Annotated in this window: 10 protein-coding genes; 1 reads left to right on the top strand and 9 read right to left on the bottom strand. The window is 50.7% G+C overall.

Annotated elements, in window-relative coordinates; translation table 11 throughout:
• Positions 1-38 precede the first annotated feature (38 nt).
• The 6 genes from A3849_RS01255 to galA form a co-directional block, all read right to left on the bottom strand.
• Positions 39-1,619 (bottom strand): ABC transporter substrate-binding protein, encoded by a 1,581-nt coding sequence (locus A3849_RS01255; protein WP_074109791.1) that lies wholly within the window; start codon positions 1,617-1,619, stop codon positions 39-41.
• 68 nt (positions 1,620-1,687) lie between these two features.
• Positions 1,688-2,611 (bottom strand): carbohydrate ABC transporter permease, encoded by a 924-nt coding sequence (locus tag A3849_RS01250; RefSeq protein WP_083613311.1) that lies wholly within the window; start codon positions 2,609-2,611, stop codon positions 1,688-1,690.
• A 17-nt stretch (positions 2,612-2,628) separates the two neighbouring features.
• Entirely contained in the window at positions 2,629-3,555 is a 927-nt protein-coding gene (locus tag A3849_RS01245; RefSeq protein WP_074109790.1) for an ABC transporter permease, read from the bottom strand.
• A gap of 184 nt (positions 3,556-3,739) precedes the next feature.
• Complete coding sequence (locus A3849_RS01240) at positions 3,740-5,311, bottom strand: response regulator (protein WP_074109789.1); 1,572 nt, start codon at positions 5,309-5,311, stop codon at positions 3,740-3,742.
• A gap of 37 nt (positions 5,312-5,348) precedes the next feature.
• Entirely contained in the window at positions 5,349-7,085 is a 1,737-nt protein-coding gene (locus tag A3849_RS01235; protein WP_074109788.1) for a sensor histidine kinase, read from the bottom strand.
• A 180-nt stretch (positions 7,086-7,265) separates the two neighbouring features.
• Positions 7,266-9,641 (bottom strand): beta-galactosidase GalA, encoded by a 2,376-nt coding sequence (galA, locus tag A3849_RS01230; protein ID WP_074109787.1) that lies wholly within the window; start codon positions 9,639-9,641, stop codon positions 7,266-7,268.
• A 109-nt stretch (positions 9,642-9,750) separates the two neighbouring features.
• Between galA and A3849_RS01225 the strand changes: the two genes are divergently transcribed.
• The gene (locus A3849_RS01225) at positions 9,751-10,602 is read left to right on the top strand and encodes an AraC family transcriptional regulator (protein ID WP_083613309.1); all 852 of its coding nucleotides are present in this window, start codon (positions 9,751-9,753) and stop codon (positions 10,600-10,602) included.
• A 549-nt stretch (positions 10,603-11,151) separates the two neighbouring features.
• Here A3849_RS01225 and A3849_RS01215 read toward each other — a convergent pair.
• The 3 genes from A3849_RS01215 to A3849_RS01205 all read right to left on the bottom strand — a co-directional run bounded on the left by A3849_RS01215 (position 11,152) and on the right by A3849_RS01205 (position 14,017).
• Entirely contained in the window at positions 11,152-12,144 is a 993-nt protein-coding gene (locus A3849_RS01215) for a CapA family protein (protein ID WP_483874370.1), read from the bottom strand.
• Between the two features lie 123 nt (positions 12,145-12,267).
• A complete protein-coding gene (locus A3849_RS01210; RefSeq protein WP_074109784.1) occupies positions 12,268-12,927 on the bottom strand; it encodes a class I SAM-dependent methyltransferase in 660 nt (219 codons plus the stop codon).
• A gap of 67 nt (positions 12,928-12,994) precedes the next feature.
• On the bottom strand, positions 12,995-14,017 hold the full coding sequence (locus tag A3849_RS01205; protein WP_074109783.1) for an SDR family oxidoreductase: 1,023 nt from the start codon (positions 14,015-14,017) through the stop codon (positions 12,995-12,997).
• Between the last annotated feature and the right edge of the window lie 9 nt (positions 14,018-14,026).

Genomic DNA, 14,026 nt, shown 5'->3' with positions numbered 1-14,026 from the left:
CCGGAAGCCGTTACATAAGCTTCACTCTTATTCAGCTATTATTTTTTTGCAGCCAGGAAAGCATCGATTTGGGCTTGCATTTCCGTCTGAACCTTGTCAATACCAGCGGCTTTCAACTGCTTGATCAGGTCAGCCTGGCCTTTTTCGATATCATCAATCAAACCATATTCCAATGGAATAGCGTAGCGCAGCATTACGTTTCCGATATTCGCCACTTCGTTCTTCACTTTTGCGGAATCGAAGACAAAGGTTTCCAGCGGGAAGTGGTACACGCTTGACTGCCAAGTGTTGAACATATCGTCAGCTTCTTTCGGATAAGCCGCATCTTGACGGTTCAGCGGGGAATTCCAGCCCCAGTTCGAGAAGCCTGTGTAATTCGCAGCCGCAGGGCCGGCAGTGAACTTGTCATCGCCTTGAGGAACATAGTTGGTTCCGGCAATACCGTACATCGTCAGATCGTGGATTTCCTTGTCATTCTGCAGCAGATCAATCAGCATCAGGGAACGTTCAGCGTTCTTCGAGGTTGCATGAATGGACATCCCGTTCTGGGTTGCGATGGCAGCAATTTTCTTCTTGTCTGGAGTAAGATCGGCAATAGCCAGCTCCACATCCGGTTTGTCACGGCGCATTTCGGCAAGGTTAGCTGCTACAGTACCCAGGTTGTGGGCATAAGAGGAAACCTTCTCTGCTTTGACATCCTGCCATACATCATTTTTGTTGCTCACTACGTTCTTAGACCATGCGCCATTATCGGCCAGATCTTTATAGTATTTCAGCAACGATGTGAATTCTGGTGTGTCATAAATGTCGAATATTTTACCAGTAGCATCATCCAGCTTGTAAGCCAGTGGCAGCAGGTTTGCATCCACCAGGTTGAAGTTGTTGTTCTGCTCCAGCAGGATTTGATCCAACTCATGGAACTTCCAGCCATCGGCAGGTTTTGCTCCGAACGCATTCATGCCTTTTTCATTCTTAGCAATCGTTTTCAAGTAATTGGCATAGGTTTCAGGACTGTTGATTGCCGGAAGATTGTATTTCTTGCGCAGGTCTTCACGATACAGGACAACTTTGTCGGTAACTTCCACATTATTGTTCGGAACCATGTAGAGCTTGCCGTCCACTTTCGCTTGTTCCCAGTTCACTTTAGGCATCGCTTCCCAGGTTTTTGGCATATACTTGGACAGCATATCATCCGTCAGCTCCAGAAACCCGCCTTTGAGTGCCTGATCGTTATAGAAGGCCCAGTTCGCTGTATACACGAGGTCAAAATCCTCATTCGCTGCGAATTTCAGCGGGTACTTCTGGGTCCAGTCAGACCAGTCCAGGAATTCTGTTTCAACCGTAGCATTGATTTTTTCTTTCAATTTGGTGTTGAGCTCTCCGAATACCTTGTCGTAATCGCCAGGCTGGCCGCCGATCAGAAGCATTTTGAGCTTGACCTCTTTGGAAGTGTCAGGAGCGCCGGAATTCGTGGCTGCCCCTTCTGTAGCTTTTGCTCCGGCGTTTGTGGCTTCCGCAGCTGTATTGTTGTTGTTGCCGCCTCCGCATGCACTGAGGATTGTACCCAGTGTCATCATCGTTGCCAGCGTAACTGTAAGTTTCTTTTTCTTGTTTGTCATGGCAGATAGTGCCCCCTAATGAATTAGTATTGGGTTTATATTGTGTTGATAACCGGGTTGCCCCGGAATTATCCTTTGACAGCACCAACAGTGAGCCCTTGCACAAAATACTTTTGAATGAATGGATAAGCAAGCAGGATAGGGCCTGTAGCCACAATCGTCATGGCCATCTTCAAGCTTTCTGTAGGCAGATCGGAATTCACTACCGCACCTGAAGCCATCATAGCCTTACGCATGCCATCCATGTTACCCAGCATTTTGTAGAGATAGTATTGCAGCGGCATAAGCTCGGACTTGGAAATAAAGAGCAGTGCATTATACCAGTCATTCCAGTAGGCCAGTGCGATGAACAGGCCGATGGTCGCCAGCGCAGGCTTGGACAAAGGCACAATCAGCTGCATGAAAATCCGGAAGTCACCCGCTCCGTCAATTTTGGCAGATTCCGTAATGGCATCCGGGATGCTGCTCATGAACGACTTCATTACGATAATGTAGAATACATTCATCATCATGGGCAGAATCAGTACAAGCAGCGTATCTTTGAGATGCAGGTAGTTGACGATCATCAGATACCACGGCACCAGACCCCCGCTGAACAATGTAGTGAAGAAGAAGAAGAAGGAGAAGCGTCCACGCCATTTGAAATCTCTCCGCGACAGCACGTAAGCTGTCATTGAAGTCAGAAACAGTCCGAACAAGGTGCCGATTAAGGTTACAGAGATCGTTACACCGTAAGCTCTGAGCATATCAGCCGGATACTTAAACAGCAGGCTGTAGGCATCTGTGGAAAAATCGGTCGGGATCAGCTGGAAGCCTTTCTCGATAATGGTGCTCTCCTCGCTAAGAGAGGAGGACACCACCAGAATGAAGGGAAAGATACAGAATATTGCAAGCAAGGTAAGTGACACATATCCGATAACCGACAGAAGCAGACGGTCCGTATTAACACGCTTGCGCACCTTTGTGGTTGGAATCTTTGCAGTAGTACTCATGGCATTACCTCCTTTTCTTAGAATAGGGCACGGTCTTTATCGTATTTGCGTACAGCATAGTTGGCCAGCATGATCGTTACAAAACCAAGCAGGGATTGATAGAAGCCTGCCGCAGCGGACATTCCAATCTCATTCGAGGTTGTGAGCGACCGGAATACGAAGGTATCAATAACGTCCGTGGATGAGAACAGCAGACCGTTGTTGCCGACCATGTTGTAGAACATCCCGAAGTCACCCCGGAAGATGTTGCCGATTGCCAGCAGAACCAGGATGATCACTGTAGGCATCAGGTTCGGAACCGTAATCTTCATAATCCGCTGGAAAATATTCGCACCGTCAATTTCGGCTGCTTCATACATTTCTGTATCAATGCCTGTGATAGCCGCCAGATACATAATCGTTCCATACCCCAGTGTCTTCCAGGCAGACACAACCACGAGAATAACCGGCCAGTAAGAGGCAGTATTGTAAATGTCAACCGGCTCCATACCGAGACCCTTCAGCAATACGTTAACGGTACCCACGTCGAAGTTGAACAGGTTGTACGCGATGGCTCCAACCACAACCCAGGAAATGAAGTAAGGCAGGAATAACATCGTTTGTGTTATCTTCCGGAACCATTTGCCGGCGACCTCAAACAGCAGGATGCCCGCAAAAATTTGAAGCACGTTGTTCACAACGATAAATGCAATATTGTACAGCGCCGTGTTTCGGGTTACGCGCCAGGCGTCACCAGAGCCAAAGAAGAATTTAAAGTTATCCAGTCCGTTCCACGGGCTGCCGAAGACACCGCCTGTGTAGTTAAATTGCTTAAACGCCAGTACGATACCCGCCATGGGCACGTAAGCGAATAACAGGAAGAACAATACCGCAGGAGTCAGCATGAGCAGCAAAGCCTTGTGCTTCTTGACATCATCCCAGAATCCGTGTTGTTTCTGTTTCATCTCGAATCCCCTTTCCATGTCACTTTTCTCTATAGCTTTATTATAGAGAACCGCTTACCTGGTGTGGATTCAGCCCATCAACTAAAAGTAATACTTTTTCAACGATCATTTGAAACCGTTGCTATTCTAAAAATGCAAAAACGTTGCCCGGGGTCTGAAAACGGCCGGGGCAACGTTTTTGCGGCTATATTTTATGCTTTTTGCGGTACTCTCCCGGCGTCATACCCGTGATCTGTTTAAACTGCCGGTTGAAATAGATAATATTCTTATAGCCCATGCGTTCGGCGATCTCATATATTTTGAGAGTCGGATCGCTAAGCAGCTCGGATACCCGGTTCGTCTTACGTTCATTCACGTATTCACTGAAGGGAAGCCCATATTCCTCCTTGAACAGAAAGCCCAAGTAATTAGGAGTGAAGTCAAAATGGGCCGCCACCTCTTTTAATGTAATCTTCTTCTCCAGATTCTCCTCAACATAGCGCATAATCTCATCAATCAGCTTGCGCTTCTGCCGCTGCCGCTTCACGTACAACAGCTCCGATAGCTCGAAGAATCTGCGCCGCATCCAGGAGAGGATATCATGAATGGTCTCGAACTGGAACAGGATATCCGGCTGATGGGATTCCCATTGCAGCAGTTCGTACAGATTCTCGTTCTGCTGCTGAAGGTCAGCATGAAGCTTGGAGGTAATGCGGATGATCAGCTCATAGACTTCCTTCCTTCCGGCGCCGGGAAGGTCCTTCGTGAACAAAACCATCAGATGATCATCTATCGCTACGAGATCATACTGGATGATAGCCTCCAGAAGCTGATCTACCGTTTGTTCAATTTGCCCGCCGGGTGTTCCCTTTGGCGAAGATTGTATGGTATCGCGAATCAGGCGGTTCTTGCCCAGCAGCCACTTCGCACTCAGCGCCGCTTGCGCTTGCTGGTAGGACCCGTGTAATCCTGCCTCTTCTGCTGCGTATTGTCCTACACCTACAGTTACCGTGCAGGGTGATGAATCTGCTACTTTGCGGATCAATTCCTCCAGCAGACTCAAAAAGCTGTCCTGCGGGAGTGAAGACAGAATAACAAACCGGGTATGGTGGACAGCGATCCAGATGCCCAGCTTGGCATCCTCGACAAAGGCTTTAATCACCCCGGCAATTTGCCGCGTAATGCTCCGGGTGTCTTCCTCGGACCAATCGCGCATTTTCCACTCCAGATCATCGATCTCCACAATCGCCGCGGCTGCGCCTTTCTGCAGCAAGGGATTCAGGAGACTCCGCAGATGCGGCTCCGCTGGCTCAGGCGAGGCCTCATCGAACCAGCGCAGAAGAAGCTCCTTGTTCACCAGGGACAAGGCTTCGGTGAAGGAGCGGTCCTGCTCTCTTTCCTGCTCCATGTTGGTGCACAGTGTCCGCAGCATATCGTACAGGTCCTTATCTTGAACGGGCTTCAGCAGATATCCCGAGGCATTGATCTCAATCGCCTCCTTGGCATAACTGAAATCCTCATGTCCACTGATGAACACAATTTTGGTCTTAGGACTCAGCGCCTTGGCCTTGCGCGCAAATTCAGTACCGGTCATAATCGGCATCCGGATGTCAGATAAAATAATATCGACCTGTATTTCCTCCATAATTTTCAGCGCATTAAAGCCGCTGCTCGCGGTGCCCACTACGGTAATATTTAATCCGCTGGCCAGCACTCTTCGGCGCATCCACTCCAGATCAATGGCTTCGTCGTCCACCAGCAATACGTTAATGCTCATATCTTAATGTTCCTCCTGTGTCAGTACAAGCTGCAAATTATGGGGTAAATTCTACATCCTGCTCTTCATTGTCCTTCATCCCGGCGGGAAGCAACAATTGAACGGTTGTGCCTGCGCCATAATAGCTCGCAATGGTCACTCCGTAGCTGTCCCCGTATCTAAGCTTGATCCGCTCATTCACGTTCTTCACTCCATAACCCCCGGCCTGACTCGGTCCTTGCATCATTCGTTTGATGTCCGCAGGACGCATGCCAATTCCATTGTCGATGATTTTCAGCTCAAGATTATTGCCTATCCGCCGGCCGGTCAGACGGATCGCAATCGTCTCCCCAAACCAAGCATGCTTGAAAATATTCTCAACAAATGGCTGGAGTACCAGCTTGATAACCTGCATGTGCAGAATTTCCTCGTCTACATCCACATATACCGTGAACGCATCCGCATATTTAACCCGCTGGATTTCAAGGTACGTAGCGACCTGCTCCAGTTCCTTCTCCAGTTCAATATAGACATTACCCTGATTCAGCGTTAACCGGTAAAAGCGCGAGAGTCCCTGTACCATCCCTGTGACTTTGTCAATCTCCCCGAGGTTTGCCAGGCTGCTTATCGTTGAAAGTGTATTATACAGAAAATGCGGATTAATCTGCGCCTGCAGCGCTTCCAGTTCCGCTTGCTTCTTTTGGATGCCCTGCACATACACGCTGTTGATCAATTCCTGAATATTGATTGCCATCACATTGAAGGAGTCCGCGATCTGTACAAATTCATCATTGCCTGAGAAGCGGATGCGCTTCTGGAAGTTCCCTTCCTGGAAGGACCGCACCAGCCCCACGATCCGGCTCATCTTGCGCCCGGACAGACGCGCCACCACATAACCAATTACCGTCATCACCAGGAAGCTGAGGGCACATACTGCAAAAATTACACGGCGCAGCCTGCCGGCATCCTTCGTTAAATACGTGTAGGGCACCAGAGATTCGATGACGAAGCCGCTGCCGGGAATCTTTTCATGCAGACTCAGGAAATTACTGCCCGGTTCATCATAATTCGCCGTGCCGCGCTGGAACAGAATATCGCCGGTGGTCTCTTCCACAAGCCTGAGGGTAATTCCCTCCTCCAGCGGGAAGGTGTCAAAGCCCCCGAACAGATCCTCAAGGGATACGGTGATGCGAACATAGCCGATTACCGTTTTGTAATCGCTGAAATTAACCAGCCTGCGGACATGCGAAAGGTTACCCAGCTTCTTGTCCGTATCAATCTGCAGCCAGAGATTGTCCCGTTTCGAATCTTTGAGGGACTTGTACCACTCGCTATCAGCGATATCCTTAAGCGGCAGAATATAATAATCACTGTCTAAGATCGGCTCATTCAGATTGTCGCCGGATACAATGTTCAGATCACTGTTTGGCGTATAGAGCATGAAACGGATCTTGTTCCCGAACAGCTGCAGCGGTGCCGTGATCTGCGGAACGATCTGGTCGATCATGGCGAGATAGATATCAAACGGCGTACCTTTGAGCTCAAGGGCGCGCTGAAACGGCTGGCTTCCAAACAGGTTGTCCGACATTCGCTGAATTTCGTCCATTTGGTAGCGGATATTGTTCCTTGACTGTTCCATTCCCGTCCGGATGTTCGACTCGGCCATCTCCGTCCGCGAATCAGTAAGCATGGAATAGGAGATATAGCCGATCGTTACATCGGTAAGAAGGACCAGCAGCAGATAGGGAATCATCATTTTATAGGTGAAGGGCATATATTTCTTCAGCTTGGGCATCAGTTGCAGAACATCCTTTGGTATGGATTCAGATATGTCTATATTATCGTCCCCATCCCCAGAAATAAATAGGCATCAGAAGAAATAGCTTCGCCGTCCTCTGAAAGAGGCCGCATCCGTTTCAGTCGAGAAACACAGCAAAAGCGCCGGAATTCCTTCCGTCGCTATTTTTTTTGCTATTTAGGAGCCGGTAACGGCATGTAATACTACTTCTGCCGGTATAAGTCCTGTTGATACTGCCCGTACGGTAACCGGACCAACTTCGGTGGAAGACTGGATCAAGGCCAGGCACCAGCCATTGAATGCCCGGCGGACAGGTGCCTTATCCGGCTCATGGCTGCTGGGATTGCCGTTGCCTACTCCAAGAAGAATTCCGGCACCTTCCACTTCGAAGCGGATTTCAGGGTCTGCGGTTGGAACAATATGTCCGTGTTCGTCCACTACAGCCACGCGTACCGGAATGGTATCCGAGCCGTCTGCTTCAACCTCAGTCCGGTCAGGGTATAGGCAGATCTGATGCGGCTGACCCGCCGTAACCACCGCTTTCTCAGCTACGATCCGGCCATCCCGCGTTCCAAGTGCTTTTAACTCCCCTGGTTCATAGATGACTTCCCATGACAAATATCCTGTCCGGTCAACCTGCTGTTCACCCAGACTTCTGCCATTCAGAATCAGTTCAACTGTAGCTGTATTGGAGAACACCCTCACTTCAATCGGCTGTCCCTCAGAACCCGGCCAATTCCAATGCGGCAGCAGATGAACCATAGGTTCTTCCTTCCAGACGGCTTGCATGTAGTAATAGCTATCTTTAGGGAAACCACAGGTGTCCATCAGCCCGAAATGGGAATTCACACATGGCCACAGGTAAGGGGTAGGCTCTCCGCGGTAATCGAACCCGGTCCACATGAATACCCCGGTAAGAAAACGGTGGTTAACGGCATCGCTCCACGCCCGTTGCGGAGTACAGCCCCACGAAGGGATATTCGTGCCGTATTCGGAGCAATAGCCGCGCACCGGATCATCCTCGTAGATGCCCCTGGTTACCGTATAGCTCGCGCATTCACTGCCGATCATAGGACGCTCCGGATGCAGCTCATGGTCCCGGATATCCAGATGATCCCGGTGTCCGTAATTGTAGCCTGTAATATCAACAACCTCATTATATCCATTCTCATACCAGCCATGGTTCATAGCCGCTGAGGTCGGGCGCGTTGGATCAATCCGGCGAACGGTATCCGCGAGTGTCTTCAGAATACGTCTGCCGGTTATGCTGCCTTCCAGTACCTCCTCATTCTCCAGATTCCAGATCATGACAGATGGATGATTACGGTCCCTGTACAGCATCCGCTTCAGCTGGGCTATGCCATTCGGGCTGCTGTCAAGCTTGCGGTTCTCATCCATCACCAGTAGTCCCATCCGGTCACAGAGATCCAGCAGTTCAGGGGTAGGCGGGTGATGCGCACTGCGGTAGCTGTTAGAGCCCATCTCTTTAAGCAGCTTCAGCTTATATTCAATGATACTGTCAGGCAGCGCCACTCCCACTCCCGCAAAATCCTGATGATTGCAGGTGCCTTTGATCAGCAGCGGTTCTCCATTCAGGAACAAACCCTGCTCCGGATCAAACCGGATGCTGCGGATACCAAATGATGTCTCATACCGGTCCACCACGGTTCCCTCATGTTCCAGGATGGATATGGCTTTATAGAGGTACGGGTGCTCCGGCGACCACAGCGAAGGCTGCTCCACTCTGAAAATCTGCTCAAGCTCCGTCTCCCCGTACCCGTCCACAACGGCTTGCGCCGCAGAAGCAGCTACCTGTCTGCCTGCAGCATCGTATATTTCTGTGTGCAGCGAGACCGCCCGGCCTTCTGTATATTCATTGCAGATACGGGTGCTGACATGCACCCTGGCCTGCTGTTCCCTCACATCCGGTGTCGTGATATAGGTTCCATACTCCGCTACATGGAGGCGGTCCGTCTCTTCGAGCCACACATGGCGGTAGATACCGCAGCCCTCATACCACCATCCCTCATTCTCCAGCGCGTCTACCTTGACTAATAGGACATTCTTACCTTCCCCGCCATAACGAAGCACATCGGACAGATCATAGGAATATCCGGTGTATCCTCCCCGATGCTCGCCAATGAAATGTCCATTGACCCATACGGTGCTCACCCCAGAAACTCCGTCGAAGGATACCGTCCATTTACGCGCTGCGCCTTCTGCCGGGAGCTCGAAGCTTTTGCGGTAAAAGCCGATTCCACCCGGCAAATAGCCATGGCTGCCATCCCTCGAGCCGAGCGATGCATCCTGCACATACTGCTGCTCCACACACCAGTCATGCGGCAGCGATACTGCTTTCCATTCCAGCTGCTGATGGCCCATCCCTTTATCGTTAAAAGCAATATCCAGCCATTCTCCCTCCTGCAAGGAACCACAGTCGGTAATCCCGCCTGTCATACCGGCCTTAACTGCATATGGAATGCGGATATCCCCTTTGTAAAAACTCCAATCCTCATCAAACCGGCTTCTGCATCTCCCTGCTGTCACACTCACTAACGACCGCCTCCTTACTAGACTATATTCACATTGTAGAGTAGATTATTAGAATATAGTTAGCACAATGCTAATATGGAACAGCACAAATTGAAGGTGAGGGATACGCATGCTTCTGCCCTTCCGCCTGTCCGCGGATGATCTGAACCCACGGCTGCCGCTGGCCCTGTACAACGTTGGTTGCCATGAGCAGCATCCGATCTCCCGCCCGTCCGGTTATCTTGTGCCGCAATGTTTCATCGCATTCAGGGGCAAAGGCCGGGTACGCTTCAAGGACGGGAAAAGCCTGACTATCGGGGCTGGTCAGGCGCTTATTCTGCCGGCGGGGCAGCCTCATGAATACTATGCGCTCCCTGGTGAACCCTGGCTGCTTGGGTATATCGGGTTCAAGGGCAGGATTGCGGAAGAACTGATCACCGGCTGCGGCCTGCCTTTCAGCACAGAGATCTGTCTGACAGACGCGGAGGCCCTGTTGAATCCTCTGAAACAGCTATGGGAGCTTGCGGACCAGTCCGAAACCTCCCGGGCTGCATATATCTCCGGCAGACTCTATGAATTTGTCCTGTTGCTGTCGGAGATGGCTGAGCTCTCCACTGGTCCTGATTCTCTTCCGGTCAGCAGCCCTGCACAGGAAGCATTACGCCGCGCCGCCGGGTATATGCAGGAACACTTCACCGAAACGCTGCAGATGTCCAACATTGCCCATGTTGTGGGGTACTCGGTACAGCATTTCATGCGGATTTTCCGTGAGGCCTACGGCATTACTCCTCATGCATATTTACAGGGCCTGCGTCTGAATCAAGCCGTGAGGTGGATGGAGGAGTATCCGGACATGCCCATCAAAGAAATCGCCGGCCGCCTGGGGCTGGAGCCCAATTATTTCATCCGTGCCTTCAAGAAGGCTTACGGGATAGCACCGGGAAGGTACCGGGGGAATCTATGGAATAAAGCTGGACTCTAATACAAAACAAGATATTTAGGCTGGCCTGACGGAACCTGAATGGTTGCCCAACTTTTCCTTTCCCCATATTGCCTGCCCACGCCGAATTCAAAGGTATTTTCACCTCTGATCTCCCCATTTTGCCTGCCTGTGCTGAATTCAGAGGTACTTTTACCTCTGATCTCCCCATTTTGCCTGCCTGCGCTGAATTCAAAGGTACTTTTACCTCTGATCTCCCCATTTTGCCTGCCTGGGCTGAATTCAGAGGTACTTTTACCTCTGATCTTCCCATTTTGCCTGCCCACGCTGAATTCAGAGATATTTTTACCTCTGATCTCCCCATTTTGCCTGCCCACGCTGAATTCAGAGGTATTTTCACCTCTGATCTCCCCATATTGCCTGTCTGCGCCGAATTCAGAGGTATTTTTACCTCTGATCTCTTAAACAGCAAAAAGCCCAAGCGATAATCCAGCTAATCGCTCAGGCTTTGCTTTGGGACGGATATTCTGTTCTACTTATTAGTGTTCCGTTCAGTTGGTTCCGTTCAGCACTTCCGTTCAGCACTTCGGTTCAGAGCTTTTCGCTAACCGCTCCATTCGCCGCTACACGGGCATTGAACGAGAGCTGGTTCATCCGTTTGATCGTATCTTGATTATAGGCTTCCCCCATAAAATTGGGCTGGCCGCCGATAATCTTGACCGGAGTAATTCTGCCGGATATACCATTGTTGCTGATCTCAAAGTTCACCAGCATAGAATGAAGTGTCTTGTCGCCGCCGCGAGTTGAACGGTTGAACACAAAATTACCCAGCGAATAATAGATCGGTTTGTGCTTGTAGTACTCAATCCCCATCAGACAGTGGCTGTGCGCACCGATGATGATATCCGCACCGCTGTCGATCATCTGCTTCGCGAGCTTGCGGGCGTAATTCTCAGGGTAATCCTTGAACTCGTTGTTCCAGTGGATGTATACAATAGTGTAGTCATTCGCTTTGGCCGATTGCTGGATGGCGCTCATCAGCGGTTCAGGCGTATAGGCCGAAGCTGCGCCCGGACTGTTCTTGCCTGCATACCACGAAGGGCTGGAGAGCACGCGGCTTACACCGAGTATGGCGATCTTTTTCCCTTGTACCGTCTGGGTAAAGGGTCTATAAGCCTCGTCTATGTTCTTGCCTGCCCCGGTATGCCCGATCTTGTATTTGTCGAGGTGAACGAGTGTATCCAGCATAGCGTTCTGTCCGAAGTCCAGAATATGATTGTTCGCCACGGTCACACCGTCAATCCCCGCGTAATTCAGTCCCGCAAGAGCTGTTGGCTTGGAACGGAACGCAAAAGTCTTCTCGGCAGCCTGCCCTCTCACCGATACCGGTGTCTCCAGGTTGGCAAAAGCAATATCCGCTTTCTTCAGAACAGGTGCTACCTTGGCAAACGGAAAATTCACCCCGTACTTGGCGATCTGGTCGCCGACAAAACCATCCAGCAGGATGTCTCCCGCAAAAACAAGATTAACCTTATCGCCCGCGGAAGCATCTTGACTAAAAACAGCAGGTGCAGGAATCAGCAAAAGTACTATGAATGTTAATGTTATGACTGCAAATCTGCGCAAAATCTTTTGACCCCTCTCTATTTGGTAACCTCCTGTTATTCTACTATATGAAAAGAGGAATATCCAAATAAAGGGCAGATGCTAGAGTCTCGCCTTTTTAAGCACAGCCCGAAAACAGTTCAGCCCGCCCCACTGCTCCGTACGCACGGCATCCGCCGGAAGCTTGAAATTCGTCTCCCCCCAGAACTCAAATCCGGCCTGCAGCAGCACTTCATTCATCCGCAAAAGATTAACAGTCGGATAGTCAAAAGTCAGCACCAGCAGACCCTCTCCATTCAGCGTACGGTGAAATTCCCTAACGGCTCGTACAGATTCCTCCAAAGAGAGGTGCTCCAGCACCGAGATGCAGAAGATCGTATCGAAGCACTCGTTCTCATACGGCAGTGAGGTCAGATTGGCCTGGGCCAGGTGGAGGCGGTTCGTCCGCGCTGCTCTCGCCAGCTGTGCCGCTTCCTCCCCGATATCATTGGCAATTTCTTCCATGATGGCTTCCCGGGACAGAATTCTTGCATCCATGTCACAGGCATGAACCTCCGCACTGTAGCTGGCAAGATAGAACTTGAGCGGATGGGAGATCCCGCAGGCGGCATCCAGCACCACATCATGCGGGGAAACGAAATTCGTGCACCATTCATATTCATAGGGCCGGCTCCACCAGGATTCCGGCAAATCGTAAACAAGCTTATCGCGGCGGGCATCGGCATTCACAAAAAAACGGGAAACATACGGATGGGTAGGCATAGGCCAGGACTCCTTTTAGAGGAAATTCGGTAGTGAGAGTATATTCAGGAATCCCGGTTTCATGCCATCATACGTAAAAGGAGAGCGGCTTCGCTTCAACACCATGCTTCGCAATCAGGTTATCCACCATGGTACCCCATTCAGTGTCGATGGTGCACAGCTCCGGGTGCTGCTCGAACCATTCCACAGACCGCTCGATGCCTTCGGCAAAAGGAACGGTTGCGGCAAAATCCGGCACTAGCCGCTTAATCTTGCTATTGTCGAATACACTGCTCACCGCCTGGTCGCCGATCAGTCCATCTGCTGTTCCCGGCGGGGTAAAGGCCGTGATAAAATCGGTGGAAATATGCACAACCTGTGGTTCATATCCAGCCGCCTTCCCGATAGCCGCATAGATCTGGTTCCAGTTCAGCGACTCGTCAGAAGTAATATGAACCGCTTCTCCGATCGTTCCGGGTTGCCTCAGCAGGCCGACAAAGCCCTTGGCGAAATCTGTGTTATGGGTCAGGGTCCATAGCGATGTTCCATCTCCATGAATCACGATAGGTTGACCTTTGCGGATCCGGTCGACCAGCGACCAGGGATGCGCCCAGCTGGTTAGGCCTGCCGGTATCGCCGTTACCCCGTAAGTATGGGAGGGGCGGACAATCGTAACAGGAAAACCGTTATTCGCGTAGGCTTCCAGCAGCAGCTGCTCACAGGCGATTTTGTCGCGGGAATACTGCCAATAAGGATTCGTAAGCGGGGTCTCCTCGGTAATCAGATAATTCTGTTGTGGCTTCTGATAAGCAGAGGCGGAGCTGATAAAGATATATTGCTTCGTCTTGCCTGTGAACAGTTGTATATCATTCTGTACATGCTCAGGAGTAAAAGCGATCCAATCCACCACCACGTCGAACTCATAATTGCCCAGTATCTCCGCGGCTTCCAGCGGATGGCGGATATCGCCTTGAATCACCTTAGCCCCCTCCGGTACGAATTCGTCCCGCTGGCCGCGGTTGAACAGATACAGCTCTATGCCCCGCTCTACAGCCAGCTTGGAGATCGCCTCGCTAATGAGTCCTGTACCGCCAATAAATAGTACCTTCACCGGTCACCC

The sequence above is a fragment of the Paenibacillus sp. P46E genome, assembly GCF_001909095.1.
Lineage (GTDB): Bacteria > Bacillota > Bacilli > Paenibacillales > Paenibacillaceae > Paenibacillus_AQ > Paenibacillus_AQ helianthi.
Note: the sequence above shows the minus strand (reverse complement) of the source record. Positions and strands in the feature narration are given on the sequence as shown.

Excerpts from the sequence above, each read along its gene's own strand:
- A3849_RS01250 (WP_083613311.1), bottom strand. The coding sequence starts at position 2,611 with ATGAGTACTACTGCAAAGATTCCAACCACAAAGGTGCGCAAGCGTGTT.
- A3849_RS01235 (WP_074109788.1), bottom strand. The coding sequence starts at position 7,085 with ATGCCCAAGCTGAAGAAATATATGCCCTTCACCTATAAAATGATGATT.
- A3849_RS01245 (WP_074109790.1), bottom strand. The coding sequence starts at position 3,555 with ATGAAACAGAAACAACACGGATTCTGGGATGATGTCAAGAAGCACAAG.
- A3849_RS01255 (WP_074109791.1), bottom strand. The coding sequence starts at position 1,619 with ATGACAAACAAGAAAAAGAAACTTACAGTTACGCTGGCAACGATGATG.
- A3849_RS01240 (WP_074109789.1), bottom strand. The coding sequence starts at position 5,311 with ATGAGCATTAACGTATTGCTGGTGGACGACGAAGCCATTGATCTGGAG.
- A3849_RS01225 (WP_083613309.1), top strand. The coding sequence starts at position 9,751 with ATGCTTCTGCCCTTCCGCCTGTCCGCGGATGATCTGAACCCACGGCTG.
- A3849_RS01210 (WP_074109784.1), bottom strand. The coding sequence starts at position 12,927 with ATGCCTACCCATCCGTATGTTTCCCGTTTTTTTGTGAATGCCGATGCC.